Source organism: Stenotrophomonas nitritireducens (assembly GCF_050984405.1).
Lineage (GTDB): Bacteria > Pseudomonadota > Gammaproteobacteria > Xanthomonadales > Xanthomonadaceae > Stenotrophomonas > Stenotrophomonas nitritireducens_B.
This window is the reverse complement of the sequence record NZ_CP158790.1, coordinates 3,312,438-3,331,472: the sequence shown is the minus strand read 5'-3', so window position 1 is coordinate 3,331,472 and position 19,035 is coordinate 3,312,438. Positions and strand designations below refer to the sequence as shown.

Here is a 19,035-nt window from a genome sequence, read left to right as displayed (position 1 = left end):
GCCCTTGCGCCAGCGCCAGCGCCAGCGCAAGGGCCGGGGCCGGGGCGCGGAGCGGGGGTTGGGGTGAGGGCAGGAGGCCAAGCCCCTGCGATGTCCGATTGCACGAGGCTTCACCCGCACCCTCACCCGGCGCTTCGCGCCACCTGCATTCGGCACCTCCCTGTGCCTCACCCTTCGGGCGGCTTCGCCGCGCAGTCCGGCAATCCTGCCGGACTGTCTCCCGGAGGAAGAGGCAAAAAAGCGGGCCACAGCGCACCGTTTCCAACTCCCCAGCTTTCCGAGCCAGCCATGAACAGCCAGCACCGCAAACCTCTCCCCGGCACCACGCTGGACTACTTCGACGCCCGCGAAGCGGTCGATGCCATCGCCCCCGGCGCCTACGCCACCCTGCCGTACACCTCGCGCGTGCTGGCCGAGAACCTGGTGCGCCGCTGCGATCCGGCCACGCTCGGCGATTCGCTGAAGCAGCTGATCGAGCGCCGCCGCGATCTGGATTTCCCGTGGTTCCCGGCACGCGTGGTGTGCCACGACATCCTCGGCCAGACCGCGCTGGTGGACCTGGCTGGCCTGCGCGACGCCATCGCCGAAAAGGGCGGCGACCCGGCCAAGGTGAACCCGGTGGTGCCGGTGCAGCTGATCGTGGACCACTCGCTGGCGGTGGAATGCGGCGGCTACGACCCGCAGGCGTTCGAGAAGAACCGCGCCATCGAGGACCGCCGCAACGAGGACCGCTTCCACTTCATCGACTGGACCAAGCGGGCCTTCGAGAACGTGGACGTGATCCCGCCGGGCAACGGCATCATGCACCAGATCAACCTGGAGAAGATGTCGCCGGTGATCTACCAGCAGGACGGCGTCGCCTTCCCGGATACCTGCGTCGGCACCGACTCGCATACGCCGCACGTGGACGCGCTGGGCGTCATCGCCATCGGCGTCGGTGGCCTGGAAGCGGAGAACGTGATGCTGGGCCGCGCCTCGTGGATGCGCCTGCCCGACATCGTCGGTGTCCGGCTCGGCGGCCGGCCGCAGCCGGGCATCACCGCCACCGACGTGGTGCTGGCGCTGACCGAGTTCCTGCGCAGGGAACGCGTGGTCGGCGCTTACCTGGAATTCTTCGGCGAGGGCGCCGCGGCACTGACCATCGGCGACCGCGCCACCATCTCCAACATGTGCCCGGAATACGGCGCGACCGCGGCGATGTTCTACATCGACCAGCAGACCCTGGATTACCTGCGCCTGACCGGCCGCGAGGAAGCGCAGGTGGCGCTGGTGGAGAACTACGCGAAGACCGCCGGCCTTTGGGCTGACGCATTGCAGGCCGCGCAGTACGAGCGCGTGCTGGAATTCGACCTGTCCACGGTGGTGCGCAACATGGCCGGCCCGAGCAACCCGCACCGGCGCCTGCCGGTGTCCGAGCTGGCCGAGCGCGGCATCGCCGACGAAGCCAAGCTGGAAAACGGCAAGGGCGAAGAAGCGCAGGGCCTGATGCCCGACGGCGCGGTGATCATCGCCGCCATCACCAGCTGCACCAACACCTCCAACCCGCGCAACGTGATCGCCGCCGGCCTGCTGGCGCGCAACGCCAACGCGCGCGGCCTGCTGCGCAAGCCGTGGGTGAAATCGTCGCTGGCGCCCGGCTCCAAGGCCGTGCAGCTGTACCTGGAAGAGGCCGGCCTGCTGCCGGAGCTGGAGAAGCTGGGCTTCGGCATCGTCGCCTTCGCCTGCACCACCTGCAACGGCATGAGCGGCGCGCTGGACCCGGCCATCCAGCAGGAAATCATCGACCGCGACCTGTACGCCACCGCCGTGCTGTCGGGCAACCGCAACTTCGACGGCCGCATCCACCCGTACGCCAAGCAGGCATTCCTGGCCTCGCCGCCGCTGGTCATCGCCTATGCCATCGCCGGCACCGTGCGCTTCGACATCGAGAAGGACGTGCTGGGCATCGACGCCGACGGCAACGCCGTGCGGCTGAAGGACATCTGGCCGACCGATGCCGAGATCGACGCGGTGGTCAAGGCCTCGGTCAAGCCGGAGCAGTTCCGTAGCGTCTACAACCCGATGTTCAACGTGCGCGTCGAGCACGGCGGCAATGTCAGCCCGCTGTACGACTGGCGGCCGCGCAGCACCTACATCCGCCGCCCGCCGTACTGGGAGGGCGCGCTGGCCGGCGAACGCACGCTGCGCGGCATGCGCCCGCTGGCGGTGCTGCCGGACAACATCACCACCGACCACCTGTCTCCGTCCAACGCCATCCTGCCGTCCAGCGCCGCCGGCGAATACCTGGCGAAGATGGGCCTGCCGGAAGAGGACTTCAATTCCTACGCCACCCACCGCGGCGACCACCTCACCGCGCAGCGCGCCACCTTCGCCAACCCCAAGCTCTACAACGAGATGGTGCGCAACGACGACGGCAGCGTGAAGCAGGGCTCGCTGGCGCGGGTGGAGCCGGAAGGCAAGGTCATGCGCATGTGGGAGGCGATCGAGACCTACATGCAGCGCAAGCAGCCGCTGATCATCATCGCCGGCGCCGACTACGGCCAAGGCAGCTCGCGCGACTGGGCGGCCAAGGGCGTGCGCCTGGCGGGCGTGGAAGCCATCGTCGCCGAGGGCTTCGAGCGTATCCACCGCACCAACCTGATCGGCATGGGCGTGCTGCCGCTGGAGTTCAAGCCGGGCACCGACCGCAACACGCTTGGCATCGACGGCACCGAGACCTTCGACGTCATCGGCGCGCGCAGACCCGGCGGCGACCTGACCCTGCTGATCCATCGCAAGGACGGCAGCACGCTGGAAGTGCCGGTGACCTGCCGCCTGGATTCGGACGAGGAAGTGTCCATCTACGAGGCCGGCGGCGTGCTGCAGCGCTTCGCGCAGGACTTCCTGGAAGGCAGCAGGGTGGCCTGAGGCCGGCTGCCATGAGCGGACGCCGCCTGCGTGCCTGCGCCGGCGGCACGCTGGACACCCGCCGCTGGACACGCCGCACGATGCCATGACCGGAAGCCTGTTCTTCAACATCGCCGGTACGGTGAACACCGCCTTCATCCTGCTCAGCCTGGCCGGCGTGGCGGCGCAGCTGCGCCTGGTCCAGCGCCGCCGGCGGCGCGCGGATGCCAGCGACGGCGCCACCGCGGTGCTGTCGCTCAACCAGTTCACGGTCAGCTTCCTGGCCTACCTGTCCTTCTTCGTCTACGGCTACAGCATCGCCCCGTTCAACCACTTCATCGTCTGGCCGCGGCTGCTGGCCTCTCTGCTGGTACTGCTGATCCTGGCCGAGATCTGGCGCGACCGGCGCAGCCGCGCATCGCTGGCCAGCCTGCTGCTGGCGCTGGCGGCGTTCGCCTGCGCCCTGGCCGGGCTGTTGCGCGGCGGCCAGCACGTCGACGAGGGCAGGGTGCTCGCCAGCACGATGATCGTGGCGATCACCGCGCTGCTGGCGCAGGGCTATGCGCACCAGATCCTGCTGATCCTGAGCAGCGGCCACACCGGCGCGGTGTCGCTGCGGATGAGCCAGCTGATCCTGCTGATGGACCTGTCCACGGTGGTCTTCGCCTTCGCCATGGGCCTGCGCCTGGGTTGGCCGCTGCTATTGCTGGCGGTGGTCAGCGGCAGCACCAAATTGGCGATCCTGTGGCTGTTCCGGTGGCAACATGGGGCGCAGGCCGGCGAGCGCCGGCGGCGTTGCAACGCCGGTGGTCATGGGCGTCGCCATGCATAAGCCAGGTGTACGGGCAGGTGCGGATCCAGCGCTTGCCCGGCAAACTCTCTCCTTACTTTGACAGTTCCGGGACGGCACAAGATGCGCAAGGACATGGCTTCTGCCACGGAGGGGGAGCTGCTGATCTACCCGGCCGGGGGCGGTGCAGGCGGTGTCCGGGTCTGGTTGATCGGCGAGACGGTCTGGATGACGCAGCGCCAGATCGCCGAGTTGTACGGCGTGTCGGTGCCCACCGTGAACGAGCACCTGTCCAACGCTTACGACGAAGGCGAGGTTGAACCTGAACGAACCATTCGGAAATCCCGAATGGTTCAGGTCGAGGGTGGTCGCGAGGTCCGTCGCCTGCTGGACCATTACAGCCTGGAGGCGATTCTCGCCGTCGGCTACCGCGTCCGCTCCGCGCGCGGCACCGAATTCCGCCAATGGGCGACGGCGCGGCTGGCCGAGTACCTGGCCAAGGGGTTCGTGCTGGACGACGAGCGGCTCAAGGGCGGGCGTGGCCCGGTCGACCACTTCGACGAACTGCTGGCGCGCATCCGCGATATCCGCGCCAGCGAGGCGCGGGTGTATCAGCGTATCCGCGAGATATTCGCCATGGCCGTGGACTATCGCGAAGGCGAGCAGGCCAGCCAGCGCTTCTTTGCACTCATGCAGAACAAGATGCACTACGCGGCCACCGGCCTGACCGCGGCGGAAATCGTCCATCGGCGTGCCGATGCCGGCCAGCCCAACATGGGCCTGAATACCTGGAAGGGCAGCCGCGTGCTCAAGCAGGACGTGGGTACCACCAAGAATTATCTGGACGAGCAGGAAGTCGACACGCTCAACCGCATCACCGTGATGTTCCTCGACCAGGCCGAGTTCCGCGCCACGCGGCGCCAGGACATCCGCCTGGCCGATTGGGAGGGCTTCCTCGACAAGTTCCTGCGCGATACCGAATTGCCGGTGCTGGAAGGCGCCGGCAAGGTCAGTCACGTGCAGGCGCTGGACTGGGCCGAGCGCCAGTACGATGCCTTCGCCGAGCGGCGGCGAATGGACGCAGAGCGCGCCGCAGAAGCAATGTACATGGAGGACCTGCGCGCGACGGCACGAACCCTGGAGGCGACCGTCGCACGTAAAGCGCCTGTAGGGAAGAAGACGAGCAAGGTATCGAAGTCGAAGGGCAACGAAAGCAAGGAATGAACAGGAAAAGCGTTTCACGAATAGTCATGTCCATGCGCCGGATCACCGCTGGAATGGGCGCTGCCGGCCTCGCACTGCTGTCGCTGACCGGCTGCATGAGCCTGCCGGAGCACCATGTCGGCACCGAGCGCGTCGATGGCGCCTTCGTCTCCACCGACGGCAAGCTGTACCTGCTGGGTACCCTGCGCACCGCGGTGTTCGACGCCGCGCCGTTCCGCGCCTATCGCGAGCTGATGGACAGTCCGCTGAAGGACGCGGTGGCGTGCGCGCGCCTGAACTACCGCCTCGACGTCAAGGGCAATGCCCCGGCCGAAACGGTGCGCGGCACCTACGGCATGCTGCTGCACGCCGACCGGGTGACGCCGGAACAGGCGGCGCGCTTCGGCCTGCAGCGGCTGGACGTGGCGGCGCTGGACGATCCGGCGCGCGTGCCGGACCGCTACCTCAAGGCCGCCGACCCGGCCTGTGGCCTGCCTTCCGGCGGCGGCCACTATTACAGCGCGCTGTTCGAGGGCGACGGCGTCTGGGTGCGCCTGCCGGACACCTCCGCGCTGCTCGAAAAAAGCCGGCTGCCCACCCCCATCCAGGCGCGGCTGGAAGTGAACCGCGCCCCGGCGCCGCTGTTCACCCCGCTGCAGGCGGTGGGCAGCGTGGTCGGCGTGGCGGCGATCCCGGTATTCCTGGTTTCCATCCCCTTCCTGGGCCCCGATCATTGGAAGTGACATGAGCACGAAGACCCCCCCGCAGATCCGCATCCCGGCCACCTACATGCGCGGCGGCACCAGCAAGGGCGTGTTCTTCCGCCTCCAGGACCTGCCGGAAGCGGCGCGCGTCCCCGGCCCGGCGCGGGACGCGCTGCTGATGCGCGTGATCGGCTCGCCCGACCCGTATGGCAAGCACACCGACGGCATGGGCGGGGCGACGTCGAGCACCAGCAAGTGCGTGATCATCGCCCCCGCCTCGGTGCCGGACCACGATGTCGACTACCTGTACGGCCAGGTCTCCATCGACAGCGCCTTCGTCGACTGGTCGGGCAACTGCGGCAACCTCAGCACCGCGGTGGGGCCGTTCGCCATCGCCAACGGCTTCGTCCCGGCCACGCGCATCCCGCACGACGGCACGGTGGCGGTGCGGGTGTGGCAGGCCAACATCGGCAAGACCATCGTGGTGCATGTGCCGGTCCGCGACGGGCAGGTGCAGGAAACCGGCGATTTCGAACTGGACGGGGTCACCTTCCCGGCGGCGGAGATCGTGCTGGAATTCATCGACCCGTCGGACGATGAAGGCGAGGGCGGCTCCATGTTCCCCACCGGCAATCTCGTGGACGATCTGGAGGTGCCCGGCGTCGGCACACTCAGGGCGACGATGATCACCGCCGGCATCCCCACCGTGTTCGTCGACGCGGCCGCCATCGGCTACGACGGCACCGAACTGCAGCCGGCGATCAACGACGACAGGGCGGCGCTGGCCCGGCTCGAGGCCATCCGCGTGGCCGGCGCGCTGCGCATGGGCCTGATCAGGTCGCCGGAGGAAGCGGCCACGCGCCAGCACACGCCCAAGGTCGCCTTCGTGGCGCCGGCCAAGGACTACGTCGCCTCCAGCGGCAAGCGCATCGCTGCCGCCGACATCGATCTCAACGTGCGCGCCATGTCGATGGGCAAGCTGCACCACGCCATGATGGGCACCGCTTCGGTCGCCATCGCCACCGCCGCGGCCGTGCCCGGCACGCTGGTGAATCTGGCCGCCGGCGGCGGGCAGCGCGAGGCGGTGCGCTTCGGCCACCCCTCCGGCACGCTGCGGGTGGGCGCCGCGGTGGCCCAGGTCGATGGCCAGTGGACGGTGACCAAGGCGGTGATGTCGCGCTCGGCGCGGGTGCTGATGGAAGGCGCGGTGCGGGTGCCGGGCGACGCGTTCTGACCCGGCGCCGTGCTGCCGGCACGCCCCGCATGGCGTGCCGGGGCGCACACGGGGCGTGCGCCGGCGGCGGCTATACTCGCCGCGTCTGCAGGAGAACGCCATGGGCAACAGGAAGTGGAAGCACATGCGGTGGGCCGCGGTGGCGCTGGTGGCGCTGGCCATGCTCGCCGGCTGCAAGCGCAACGAGACCGGGCAGCTGCCCGGCGCCAGCGGCGAGGCGATCCAGGCCAAGCGCGACGAGGTCAAGGGCTTCGCGCTGGTGCGCGTATGGCCCGACCAGAAGGGCGGCGACGGCCTGTCGCTGGCGGTGGAGTTCTCGCAGCCGCTGGTCGGCACCCAGGATTTCGACAAACTGCTGCGCTTCGAGGAAAAGGTCGGCACCGAGGACAGCAGCTGGTCGCTGTCCGACGACGGCAAGACCCTGCGCTACCCCTACGTCGAGGCGGCCAAGGACTACACCCTGATCGTGTCGGCCGACCTGCTCGCCGCCGACGGCAGCCGCCTGGGCAGGGAAGTGCGCCAGCAGGTATTCACCGGTGAGCTGACGCCGGCCGCAGGTTTCGCCTCGCAGGGCAGCGTGCTGCCGGCGCGCGAGAGCCGCGGCCTGCCGGTGGTGTCGGTCAACGTGCCGGAGGTGGACGTCGAGTTCCTGCGCGTGGGCGAGAAGAACCTGCCCACCTTCTTCAGCCAGTACCAGCGTGGCGGCCGCCGCGGCAGCTGGGAACTGGACAGCGACTATGGCGAGCACACGCCGATCTCGCAGCTGGCCGAGCCGGTCTACCTCAACCGCTTCGTGCTCGGCGGCAAGCCCAACGAGCGGGTGCTGACCTACCTGCCGATCCAGGACATCAAGGAACTGCAGCAGCCCGGCCTGTACTTCGCGGTGATGAAGCGCACCGGCAGTTTCGAGGGCGAATACGACACCGCGTTCTTCACCGTCAGCGACATCGGCCTGCACACCCGCGCCTACAAGGAGCAGCTGTTCGTGCACACCGCCTCGCTGGCCTCCGGCGCGCCGGTGAAGAAGGTCGAGCTGCGCGTGCTCGACGGCAAGGGCGAGACCATCCTCAAGGGCCAGACCGACGCCAACGGCAACGCCCTGCTCAACTACACGCTCGACGCCTCGCACGTGCTGGTGGCCTCCAGCGGCGGCGACACCACGATGCTGCCGTTCAACCAGCCGGCGCTGGACCTGAGCGAGTTCGCCGTGGCCGGGCGCCAGAACGCCTGGTTCGACGTGTTCGCCTGGTCCGGCCGCGACCTGTACCGCCCCGGCGAGACCGTGCGCGTGTCGGCGCTGCTGCGCGACAACGACGGCAAGCCGGTCGCCGGCCCGGACAAGGGCGGGCAGCCGGTGTTCCTGCGCCTGAAACAGCCCGACGGCAAGGTGTTCCGCGAGACCCGGCTGCAGCCGGGCGCGCAGGGTTATTTCAGCTTCGAGCAGGCGATCCCGGTCGAGGCGCCGACCGGCCGCTGGCAGGTCGAGTTCCGCACCGACCCGGCCAGCAAGGAAGCGGTGCAGGGCATGACCCTGCGCATCGAGGAATTCCTGCCCGAGCGCATGAAGCTGGACCTGGACAGCGCGCAGAAAACGCTCAAGCCGGGCGAGCCGCTGAAACTGCAGGCCGACGCCGCTTACCTGTACGGCGCGCCGGCCGACGGCAACCGCTTCACCGCCCGGCTGGCGGTGGCGGTGGACCAGCACCCGGTGGAATCGATGCCGGGCTGGTTCTTCGGCGACCCCACCGTGACCCTGCCGCGCGAAGCCAACGACGTGATCGACACCACCCTGCCGAAGGACGGCAGGCTGCGCCAGGACATCGCCCTGCCGGAAGAGGTGGGCAAGGGCACGACGGTGGCGGCGGTGGTGTCCGGCAGCGTCTACGAGACCGGCGGCCGCACCGTCACCCGCACGCTCAAGCGCGTGCTGTGGCCGGCGCCGGCGCTGGTCGCGGTGCGCCCGTTGTTCAACGACGAAGATGGCGCCGATGCCAACAGCAACGCGCGCTTCGAGCTGCTGCGCGTGGACGCCGACGGCAGGCCGCAGCCAGCCAAGGGGCTGAAGCTCACCCTGGTGCGCGAACTGCGCGACTACCACTGGACCTTCAACGACAACCGCTGGGATTACGATTTCACCCGCCGCTTCGAGAACAAGGAAACCCGCACCGTCGACGCCGGCGCCACCTCGGTGAAGTTCGACTTCCCGGTGGAGTGGGGCGAATACCGGGTGGACGTGTTCGACCCGGCCACCGGCCTGACCACGCGTTACCCGTTCCGCGCCGGCTGGAGCTGGAACGACGACAACCGCGGCCTCGACGCGCGCCCGGACAAGGTCAAGCTGGCCCTGGACAAGACCGGCTACAAGGCCGGCGACACGCTGAAGGTGACGCTGACCCCGCCGCATGCCGGCCGCGGCGTGCTGATGGTCGAAAGCGACCGCATGCTCTACGTGCAGGACATCGACGCCAAGCCGGGCAGCACGTTTGAAATCCCGGTCACCCAGGAGTGGGAGCGGCACGACGTCTACGTCACCGCCCTGGTGTTCCGCGGCGGCAGCGCGCCGAGCAAGATCACCCCGGCGCGCGCCGTGGGTGTGGCGCACGTGCCGATGGACCGCCGCGACCGCCGTGTCGCGGTGGGCCTGGTGGCGCCCAAACAGATGCGTCCCGAACAGCCGATGACGGTCACCGTCAGCGCCCCGGAACTGGCCGGCAAGCCGGCGCACGTCACCGTCTCGGCGGTGGACGTGGGCATCCTCAACATCACCCGCTTCCCGGTGCCCGACGCCAACGCGCATTTCTTCGCACAGCGGCGGCTGGGCGTGGACGCCTACGACATCTACGGGCGGGTGATCGAGAGCTTCGAGGGCAACAGCGGCAAGCTTCGGTTCGGCGGCGACATGGCGCTGCAGGCGCTGCCGCAGGCGCGGCGCCCGACCGCGCGGGTGCAGACCGTGGACCTGTTCTCCGGCCCGGTCGCGCTCGATGCCAAGGGCAACGCCCGCATCGCCCTGCAGGTGCCGGACTTCAACGGCACCCTGCGGGTGTCGGCGCTGGTGTATTCGGACCAGCGCTACGGCAACCGCGACGTGGAAACCCTGGTGCGCGCGCCGATCCTGGCCGAGGCCAGCATGCCGCGGGTGATGGCGCCGGGCGACCGCAGCACGGTGACCCTGGACGTGCAGAACTTCACCGGCAAGCCCGGCGAGTTCGCGGTGCGCGTGGACGGCGAAGGCCCGCTGGCCCTCGGCGAACCGGCGCGCCGGGTGCAGCTGGCCGCCGACGCCAAGCAGACGCTGAGCTTCCCGCTCACCGCGCAGGAGGGCTATACCGTGGCCAGGGTGCGGGTGCGGGTGGACGGCAACGGCTTCAAGGTCGACCGCCGCTACGACCTGCCGGTGCGCGCGGCGTGGCCGCAGGTGCTGCGCTCGCAGACCCGCACGCTCGACCCGCTGGCGCCCATCACCCTGGACAGCGCGTTCGCCGGCGGGCTGATGGCCGGTTCGGTCAACGCGCGCATGCTGGTCAGCCCGCTGCCGCCGATCCCGTTCGCCTCGGCGCTGCAGGGCGCGTTGAACTACCCCTACGGCTGCGCCGAGCAGACCACCAGCAAGGGCTACGCGGCGCTGCTGCTGGACCAGGCGACCTCGGCCATGCTCGGCGCCGACGGCCTGGACGCCAAGGCGCGCCGCGAGCGCATGGAAGGCGCGTTCGGGCGGCTGGCCTCGATGCAGGTGGCCAATGGCAACTTCTCTATGTGGGGCAACGACGACTACGTCAACCCGGCGCTGACCCCGTACATCGCCGAGTTCCTGCTCGACGCCAAGGATGCCGGCTTCGCGGTGCCGGACAACGTGCTGCAGAAGGCGCTGAACCGGATCAGCGAGGACCTGCTCAGCGGCGGCAACCAGTTCTACGGCCAGGACCGCCGCGACGCGCTGAAGTTCTCCAACCAGGCCTATTCGGGCTACGTGCTGGCGCGCGTCAACCGCGCCCCGCTGGGCACGCTGCGCGCGCTGTACGACACCGAGCGCGGCAAGGCGGTGACCGGGCTGTCGCTGGTGCACCTGGGCGTGGCGCTGTCGCTGCAGGGCGACGGCAAGCGCGGCCAGGCCGCCATCGCCGCCGGTTTCGGCATGGCCGGCACGGACCGTCCCGCCTACTTCGGCGACTACGGCAGCCCGCTGCGCGACGATGCATTGATGATCGCGCTGCTGCACGAGCGCGGCCTGGCCAAGCCCGAGTACGACGCGCGCGCGGTCAGCCTGGGCCGCACGCTGGACGCGCGCCGCAACAGCGGCTGGCTGTGGCTGAGCACGCAGGAGCAGGTGGCGCTGGCGCGGCTGGGCAAGGCGCTGATGGCCGACCAGAAGAAACTGGTGTCCGGCGAACTGGCGGTGGGCGAGGCGCGCGAGGCCATAGACGCGCGCAAGCTGTTCGCGCGCGTGTTCGACGCCGCGCAGCTGGCGCAGGGCGTGCGCTTCTCGCCGCGGGGCCAGGCGCCGATGTTCGCCAGCCTGGAAGTGGCCGGCATCCCGCGCCAGGCGCCGGCGCCGGACAACAGCGTGATCGGCATCGAGCGCGACTGGTTCACCCCCGACGGCAAGCCGTGGACGCCGCGGCCGCTGAAGGAAGGCGAGGCGCTGATCGTGCGGCTGAGCGTCACCGCCAACACCGCCATGCCCGACGCGCTGCTGACCGACCTGCTGCCGGCCGGCCTGGAGATCGAGAACTTCAACCTCGGCGACGCCAAGCAGTGGGCCGACGTGGTGGTGGACGGCATCCAGATCAACGACCGTGGTGGCGCGGCCGATGCCAAGCACGAGGAGTTCCGCGACGACCGCTACGTGGCCGCGCTGAACCTTTCGCGTGGCAGCACCGCGCGGGTGTTCTACCTGGTGCGCGCGGTCACCCCGGGCACCTACACCGTGCCGCCACCACTGGCCGAGGACATGTACCGCCCCGACCTGCGCGGCGTCGGCCGTTCCAACCCGACCACGATCACCGTCGTGCAGCCGTGACGGCCACCGCGGGCGCCGGTTGAGGCAGGCGCCCGCGCTGCAATGAATGGATGGCGGATGGCGAGCGGTACATCACGGACACCAGCGACACAAAGCCCCTCTCCCCCCGGGAGAGGGGTTGGGGTGAGGGCCGGACGCACTAGCGGTCCCGAAAGGAACCAGGAATCCAGAGGTTTCGCACGCCGCTTCCGCCGCCTGCTGCCCTGGCTGCGCTGGGGCACCGCGGCCGCGCTGTCGCTGCTGCTGGTCCTCGACCTCGCCTTCCCGCCGCCGCTGCCGAGATCGCGCGACACCAGCACCCTGGTCGTCGCCCGCGACGGCACGCCGCTGCGCGCCTTCGCCGACGCCGAAGGCGTGTGGCGCTACCCGGCCGACGCCAAGAGCGTCTCGCCGCTGTACCTGCAGGCGCTGCTGACCTACGAGGACCGCTGGTTCTGGCGGCACCCCGGCATCAACCCGTGGGCGCTGCTGCGCGCCGGCGGGCAGATGCTGGCCGAGCGCCGCATCGTCTCCGGCGGCTCCACCCTGACCATGCAGGTGGCGCGCATCCTCGACCCGCACACGCGCACGCCATGGGGCAAGCTCAAGCAGCTGCTGCGCGCGCTGCAGCTGGAAGCGCACCTGGGCAAGGCGCAGATCCTGGACCTGTACCTGGAGCGCGCGCCCTACGGCGGCACCATCGAAGGCGTGGAGGCGGCCAGCTGGGCCTACCTGGGCAAGCCGGCGGCGCGGCTGTCGCATGCCGAGGCCGCGCTGCTGGCGGTGCTGCCGCAGTCGCCCAGCCGGCTGCGCCCGGACCGCCACCCCGAAGCGGCGCGCCGCGCCCGCGACAAGGTGCTGGCGCGCATGGCCGAACTGGGCGCCTGGTCGGCCGCGGACGTGGCCGACGCGCGCGTGGAGCCGTGGTGGTGGCGCGTTCGCTGCAGCAGCCGCTGCATGCGGCCCTGCTGGCGCAGCGCCTGCGCAGCGCCCGGCCGCGTGCGGCGCACATCCAGACCACCATCGACAGCGGCCTGCAGCGCACCCTGGAAGAACGCGTGGCCTCCTATTTCTCGCAGCTGCCCGAGCGCACCTCGGCCGCGCTGCTGGTGATGGACAACGCCACGCTGGAGGCGCGCGCCTACGTCGGCTCGGTGGCGTTCGCCGACAAGCCGCGGCTGGGCCACGTGGACATGGTGCAGGCCTGGCGCTCGCCCGGCTCCACGCTCAAGCCGTTCCTGTACGGCATGGCGCTGGACGACGGGCTGATCCATTCCGAAAGCCTGCTGGTCGATGCGCCGCAGAGCTTCGGCGGCTACCGCCCCGGCAATTTCGATGCCGCCTTCAACGGCCCGGTGGGCGCGGCCAGCGCGCTGCGGCTGTCGCTCAACGTGCCGGCGGTGGACCTGCTCGACCGCGTCGGCCCGTCGCGCTTCGCCGCGCGGCTGGGCAACGCCGGCATCAAGCTGCGTTTCCCGCACGGCGTGCAGCCCAACCTGGCGCTGATCCTCGGCGGCACCGGCGCGCGCCTGGAAGACCTGGTCGGCGCCTTCGCCGCGCTCAACCGCGAAGGCATCGCCGGGCGCGTGCGCTACACCGCCGACGATCCGCGCATCGAACGCCGGCTGGTGTCGCCGGGCGCGGCGTGGGTGGTGCGCGACATCCTCGCCTCCAACCCGCGCCCGGGCTATGGCGTGGGCACCTTCGACACCGGTGGCCGCCCGCCCGTGGCATGGAAGACCGGCACCAGCTACGGCTACCGCGACGCCTGGGCGATCGGCAGCACGCGCCGCTACACCGTCGGCGTATGGGTAGGGCGCCCGGACGGCACGCCGCTGCCCGGCCAGTACGGCGCGGTCACCGCGCTGCCGCTGATGTTCGAGGTGATCGACAGCCTGCCGCGCCAGCCCGGCGACGCCGCCGCGCCGGCGATGCCGGCCAGCGTGGGCGAGGTGGAGGTGTGCTGGCCGCTGGGCCTTGCCGCGGCCGACACGCCGCCGGCCATGTGCCAGCGTCGGCTCACCGCGCTGGCGCTGGACGGCACCGTGCCGCCGACCTTCGCCGAACGCGACGCGCGGCTGTGGCAGTCCGGCCAGGTGCGTTTCGAGGTCGATGCGCGCAGCGGCCAGCGCCTGTCCGCCGGCTGCGAGGGCCACCCGCAGCGACAGGCGCGCGAGGGCGCGGCGCGCTGGCCGGCGCTGGCCTCGCCGTGGCTGTCGCAGGCCCAGCGGCAGGCGCAGCGCCTGCCGCCGCTGGCGCCGGACTGCCCGGACGATGGCCGCGGCAGCGACGGCATGCTGCATATCGACGGGCTCACCGACCGCGCCACCCTGCGCGCGCGCGCCCGGCGCCACGCACGGGCCGCGCCTGCAGCTGCGCGCGATCGGCAGCGAGGCGACGGTGCAGTGGCTGCTGGACGGGCGCTGGATCGCCCAGACCGAAGGCGCGCGCAGCTTCGTGCACGACTTCGACGAACCCGGCGAGCACAGCCTCACCGCGCTGGCCGCCGACGGCGCCTGGACCCGTATCCGCTTCCGCGTGGCGCACTGAGCGGTGTGCGATGTGATTGCGTAGGTGCGAGGCTCGCCTCGCACGCTCTTCGTGACCGATATCGGGAACACCCCTGTGCCGGGCAAGCCCGGCACCTACGATGCCCTCGGCCGCTCCGGCATCCAGATGCCATTGGACGATCCAGCCGCGGCATATGCTCCATGGCTAGCCGCCGGCGGCGCCTGCAGGCCCTCCGCCCGGCGCATGGCATGGTGAGCGCTGTGCCTGCGTAGGTGCGAGGCTTGCCTCGCACGCCCTTCCACGAAAAGCGCCGGGGGCGCGTTCTGCGCGGTTACTCGCCGATCCAGCCGTCGAGCATGTCGGCGAAATCGTCGGCGTGTTCTTCTTCCTGCGCCAGGATGTGCTCGAGGATGCGCTTGGTGGTGGTGTCCTTGTCGCCGACGAAGTTGATCATCTCGCGGTAACTGTCGATGGCGATGCGCTCGGCCACCAGGTTCTCGCGCACCATGTCGCGCAGGTTGCCGCCTTCCTTGTACTCGGCGTGCGAACGGGCGGTGAGCGTGTCCGGGTTGAAGTCCGGTTCGCCGCCCAGCTGCACGATGCGCTCGGCCAGCATGCCGGCGTGCGCCTGCTCCTGCTGCGCGTGTTCCAGGAACTCGGCCTTCACCGCGTCGGCCAGCATGCCCTTGGCCATGTAGTAATGGCGGTAGTAGCGCAGCACGCATACCCACTCGGTGGCCAGCGCGTCGTTGAGCAGCTGGATCACCCTCTTGCGGTCGGCGCTGTAGGATGGCGTGATCGCGCCGTCCTCGATGCTCTTGCGCGCGTTGGCGCGCAGCGTCTTGCGGTCGGTGATGACGGTCGCCGGGACGGTCATGGCGGTCTTGCTGGCGGGCTGCTTGCTCATGGCGGGCGTGCTCCGTGGTGGAAAGGGGGCTACTCCGGGAGGTGGGCGAGCATGTACTCGGCCGAGGACACCTCGAACTTGCCCGGCTCCTCGACGTGCACGCCGCGCACCGTGCCGTTGTCCACGTACAGCGCGAACCGGCGCGAACGCATGCCCATGCCCGAACCGCTGGCGTCCATCTCCAGCCCCAGGGCGCGGGTGAAATCGCCGTTGCCGTCGGACAGCATCAGCAGCCCGTCCGGCACCGACTGCGCCCTGGCCCAGGCCTGCATCACGAACGGGTCGTTCACCGCCATGCAGAACACGTCGATGCCGCGGCTGCGGAACTGCTCGAAATGCTCGACATAGCCGGGCAGGTGGCGCGCCGAGCAGGTCGGGGTGAACGCGCCTGGCACGGCGAACAGCACCGCCTTGCGGCCATCGAACAGCGCCTGCGTGTCGATGGTTTCCATGCCCTCGCGGATGCGCTTGAGGGTGACTTCCGGGATGCGGTCGCCGACGTGGATGGTCATGGGGTTCTCCAGAGTCTGAATCGAAGTTTAGTGAGCAGGGGCTGAGGGCCGCGTCAAAGGCTTGAAAGGCTGGCCTTCACGCAGCATTTCCCGTGCATGGGCGCCAGGGCGCCATTCCGGCCGCCCGCCCCGCATCCCTGCAGGAGGACATGATGAGCATCGTACGTTACCGCCAGTGGCCGACCTCGACCGACATCCGCCATCTGCTGGCGCCGCTGCTGGACACGCCCCAGGACGCCGCGACCACCGGCAGCTGGCTGCCGGCCGTGGACATCCGCGAACACGACACGCAGTTCGTGCTGCACGCCGACCTGCCGGGCGTGGACCCGGCCTCGATCGAGGTGCAGATGGACAAGGGCGTGCTGTCGATCAAGGGCGAGCGCGCCGCGCCGGCACCGGTGGAAGGCCAGCGCTTCTCGCGCATCGAGCGCCGCCACGGCGCCTTCGAACGCCGCTTCGCGCTGCCCGACAGCGCCGACGCCGAGGGCATCGCCGCCAGCAGCCGCGATGGCGTGCTGGAAATCCGCATCCCCAAGCGCGCCGAAGCCGCGCCGCGCCGCATCCAGGTGGCCACCGCCAGCGCCGCGTAAGCGCGCCGCTGCGCACATCGGCACCGCCGTGGCCCGCTAGAATGGCGCCACGGCGGCAGCCGAACCCGTATCGGCCCGTTCGCCGCAAGGCGGCGGGCCCGACTCTTTCCGAAAGGGTGTCTGGATGGAATTCAAGGATTACTACGCGACATTGGGCGTGGAGCCCACGGCCGGCGATGCCGAAATCAAGACCGCCTACCGGCGGCTGGCGCGCAAGTACCACCCGGACGTGAGCAAGGAAGCCGGCGCCGAGGAAAAGTTCAAGGCCGTCAACGAGGCCTACGAGGCGCTGCGCGACCCGGCCAAGCGCCAGGCCTACGACCAGCTGCGCGCGCGCGGCTACCGGCCGGGCGAGGAGTTCCAGGCGCCGCCGGATTTCGGCGGCGGCCAGGGCTTCGACTTCGAGGAAGTGTTCGGCGGCGCGGGCGCCGGCGGCGGCTTCAGCGATTTCTTCGAAAGCCTGTTCGCGCGCGCCAGCGCGGCGGCGGCGGCGCGCGCGTGGCGGTTTCGAGGGCTTCGGCGGCAGCGCCGGCCCGCAGCCCACGCGCGACACCCGCGCCAAGCTGTCGGTGCCGCTGGAAGCGGCCTACAACGGCGACACGCTGCGCATCAACGTCGACGGCCGCCAGCTCGACGTGCGCGTGCCCAAGGGCATCCGCCCGGGCCAGGTGATCCGCCTGGCCGGGCAGGGCAGCGGCGGCGGCAACCTGATGCTGGAAGTGGAATACGCCGCGCACCCGCAGTTCGAGGTGGACGGCCGCAACATCCTCTACACCCTGCAGGTCACGCCCTGGCAGGCGGCGCTGGGCACCAGCATCAGCGTGCCCACCCTGGGCGGCGCGGTGGAACTGAAGGTGCCGGCCGATTCGGACAGCGGCCGCAAGCTGCGCCTGCGCGGCCGCGGCCTGCCGGGCAAGCCGGACGGCGACCAGATCGTGGAACTGGAGGTCATCGCCCCGGTGGCGACCAACGAGGCCCAGCAGAAGGCCTACCGCGCGCTGGCCAAGGCCTTCGGCGAGAAAATCTGAAGCATCGGGCGCATGCAGGCGCGCACTTGGGTGCGCTCCTGTGTCGTATATATGGGGCTTGCTGCAGCATCGTAGGTGTGGGGCTTGCCCCACACGGGGCTTGCCGGGAAAGCCTCATGCGGGGCAAGCCCCGCATCTACGCGTCAGGCTTCCGGTACGTCGCCGCCGCCGGCGAACACCCGCGCGATCACCTCGGACAGTTCGTCCTCGGAAAACGGCTTGGTGATGTAGGCCTTGGCGCCCTGGCGCATGCCCCACAGGCGGTCGGTGTCCTGGTCCTTGGTGGTCACCAGCACCACCGGGATGTGCGTGGTGCTGGCCTCGCGCTTGAGCGTGCGCGTGGCCTGGAAACCGTTGAGGTTGGGCATCACCACGTCCATCAGCACCAGGTCGGGCAGGACCGCCTTGGCGGCCTCCACGCCGGCGGCGCCGTCGGTGGCGGTGAAGGTTTCATGCCCCAGTTTTTCGACGATGCGCTGGATGCCGAGCAGCTGCGACGGCGAATCGTCCACGATCAGGATGCGCGCCACGTTCTTCCCCAAGATGATGTCGCCCGCCTAGTGTCGGCCCGCCGGCGGCGCGAAGCAACCGGCGCGCCGCCGCCAGAGCGTGCGCGCGGCCGCATTCAGTCGATCCGGACCACCGTGCGCCCGAACGAGCCGCCGGCCAGCATGGTGGCGAACACCTCCGGCAGCCCGTCCAGGCCCACCTCGCGGGTGCAGAGGGTGTCCAGGTGGCGCGGCTTCCAGTCATCGCCCAGGTGCTGCCAGACCTGCTGGCGGATGTCGCGCGCGGTGCCGGCCGAGGCCACGCCCAGCAGCGACACGCCGCGGATGATGAAGGGCATCACCGTCATGTCCAGCTGCGCGCTGGCGGCCAGCCCGGCCGAGGCCACGTTGCCGTAGGGCGCGGTCTGCGCCAGCAGGCTGGTGAGCATGGCGCCGCCGACATTGTCCAGGCCGCCACCGAAGCGCGCCGATTCCATCGGCCGGGTGGTGGCCAGCGCCTCGCGGCCCAGCACTTCGGTGGCGCCAAGCGTGGTCAGGTACTCCTTGGCCTCGGCCTTGCCGCTGATGGCGTGCACCTCGAACCCGGCGCGGCTGAAGATGTCCACCGCCAGCGAGCCCACGCCGCCGGTGGCGCCGGTCACCGCCAGCGGGCCGTGTTCGGGCGTCTGCCGGTTGTCCTTCATGCGCAGCAGCGCCAGCGCGGCGGTGAAGCCGGCGGTGCCCAGCACCATGGCCTCGCGCAGGGTCAGCCCCGCCGGCAGCGGGATGGCCCACTTCGATTCCAGCCGCACGTACTGGCTGTAACCGCCGTCGCGGGTCTCGCTCAGGCCGCAGCCTGTGGCCAGCACCGCATCGCCCTCGCGAAACGCCGGATCCGTGGAAGCCACCACCTCGCCGGCCACGTCGATGCCGCCCACCAGCGGGAAGCGGCGCAGGATCTTGCCCTGGCCGGTGCCGGCCAGCGCGTCCTTGTAGTTGACCGACGACCAGCGGGCGCGCACCACCACCTCGCCAGGGGCGAGCTGGTCCAGCGTCACCTGCTCCAGCCCGCTGCGGTAGCCGGCGTCGTCGTTGTGGATGCGGAAGGCGGTGAAGGGGGCATGGGCGGACATGGCGCGGCCTGCAGCGGAACGGGGGAATAACCAAGATAGCGGTTGCGAAA

Annotated in this window: 11 protein-coding genes and 2 pseudogenes; 9 read left to right on the top strand and 4 right to left on the bottom strand. The window is 70.3% G+C overall.

Annotated elements, in window-relative coordinates:
- Positions 1-288: 288 nt before the first annotated feature.
- From acnD to pbpC, 7 genes and pseudogenes are all read left to right on the top strand, one after another.
- Positions 289-2,907, top strand: coding sequence for a Fe/S-dependent 2-methylisocitrate dehydratase AcnD (gene acnD / locus ABTV91_RS14870; RefSeq protein WP_433852115.1), 2,619 nt, complete (start codon positions 289-291; stop codon positions 2,905-2,907).
- Positions 2,908-2,992: 85 nt separating this feature from the next.
- Positions 2,993-3,718: a hypothetical protein gene (locus ABTV91_RS14865; protein ID WP_433852114.1), complete on the top strand. Its 726-nt coding sequence runs from the start codon at positions 2,993-2,995 to the stop codon at positions 3,716-3,718.
- Positions 3,719-3,799: 81 nt separating this feature from the next.
- On the top strand, positions 3,800-4,900 hold the full coding sequence (locus tag ABTV91_RS14860; RefSeq protein WP_433852113.1) for a virulence RhuM family protein: 1,101 nt from the start codon (positions 3,800-3,802) through the stop codon (positions 4,898-4,900).
- Between the two features lie 26 nt (positions 4,901-4,926).
- Complete coding sequence (locus tag ABTV91_RS14855; RefSeq protein WP_433852112.1) at positions 4,927-5,622, top strand: hypothetical protein; 696 nt, start codon at positions 4,927-4,929, stop codon at positions 5,620-5,622.
- A gap of 1 nt (position 5,623) precedes the next feature.
- Positions 5,624-6,817: a 2-methylaconitate cis-trans isomerase PrpF gene (prpF, locus tag ABTV91_RS14850; protein WP_433852111.1), complete on the top strand. Its 1,194-nt coding sequence runs from the start codon at positions 5,624-5,626 to the stop codon at positions 6,815-6,817.
- Between the two features lie 124 nt (positions 6,818-6,941).
- Entirely contained in the window at positions 6,942-11,837 is a 4,896-nt protein-coding gene (locus tag ABTV91_RS14845) for an alpha-2-macroglobulin family protein (protein ID WP_433854197.1), read from the top strand.
- Positions 11,838-11,960: 123 nt separating this feature from the next.
- Positions 11,961-14,366: pseudogene (gene pbpC / locus ABTV91_RS14840) on the top strand (penicillin-binding protein 1C).
- 292 nt (positions 14,367-14,658) lie between these two features.
- On the opposite strand, the gene ABTV91_RS14835 reads toward pbpC, so the two are convergent.
- Both ABTV91_RS14835 and ABTV91_RS14830 read right to left on the bottom strand, forming a co-directional pair.
- The gene (locus ABTV91_RS14835; protein ID WP_433852110.1) at positions 14,659-15,234 is read right to left on the bottom strand and encodes a ferritin-like domain-containing protein; all 576 of its coding nucleotides are present in this window, start codon (positions 15,232-15,234) and stop codon (positions 14,659-14,661) included.
- A 29-nt stretch (positions 15,235-15,263) separates the two neighbouring features.
- The gene (locus ABTV91_RS14830; RefSeq protein ID WP_433852109.1) at positions 15,264-15,746 is read right to left on the bottom strand and encodes a peroxiredoxin; all 483 of its coding nucleotides are present in this window, start codon (positions 15,744-15,746) and stop codon (positions 15,264-15,266) included.
- A 152-nt stretch (positions 15,747-15,898) separates the two neighbouring features.
- On the opposite strand from ABTV91_RS14830, the gene ABTV91_RS14825 reads away from it, so the two are divergent.
- Together ABTV91_RS14825 and ABTV91_RS14820 are read left to right on the top strand one after the other, a co-directional pair.
- Positions 15,899-16,336, top strand: coding sequence for an Hsp20/alpha crystallin family protein (locus ABTV91_RS14825; protein ID WP_433852108.1), 438 nt, complete (start codon positions 15,899-15,901; stop codon positions 16,334-16,336).
- Positions 16,337-16,460: 124 nt separating this feature from the next.
- Positions 16,461-17,364: pseudogene (locus tag ABTV91_RS14820) on the top strand (DnaJ C-terminal domain-containing protein).
- Positions 17,365-17,507: 143 nt separating this feature from the next.
- On the opposite strand, the gene pilH reads toward ABTV91_RS14820, so the two are convergent.
- Both pilH and ABTV91_RS14810 read right to left on the bottom strand, forming a co-directional pair.
- Positions 17,508-17,894, bottom strand: coding sequence for a twitching motility response regulator PilH (pilH, locus tag ABTV91_RS14815; protein ID WP_433852107.1), 387 nt, complete (start codon positions 17,892-17,894; stop codon positions 17,508-17,510).
- A gap of 95 nt (positions 17,895-17,989) precedes the next feature.
- The gene (locus tag ABTV91_RS14810) at positions 17,990-18,985 is read right to left on the bottom strand and encodes a YhdH/YhfP family quinone oxidoreductase (RefSeq protein ID WP_433852106.1); all 996 of its coding nucleotides are present in this window, start codon (positions 18,983-18,985) and stop codon (positions 17,990-17,992) included.
- Positions 18,986-19,035: the final 50 nt, after the last annotated feature.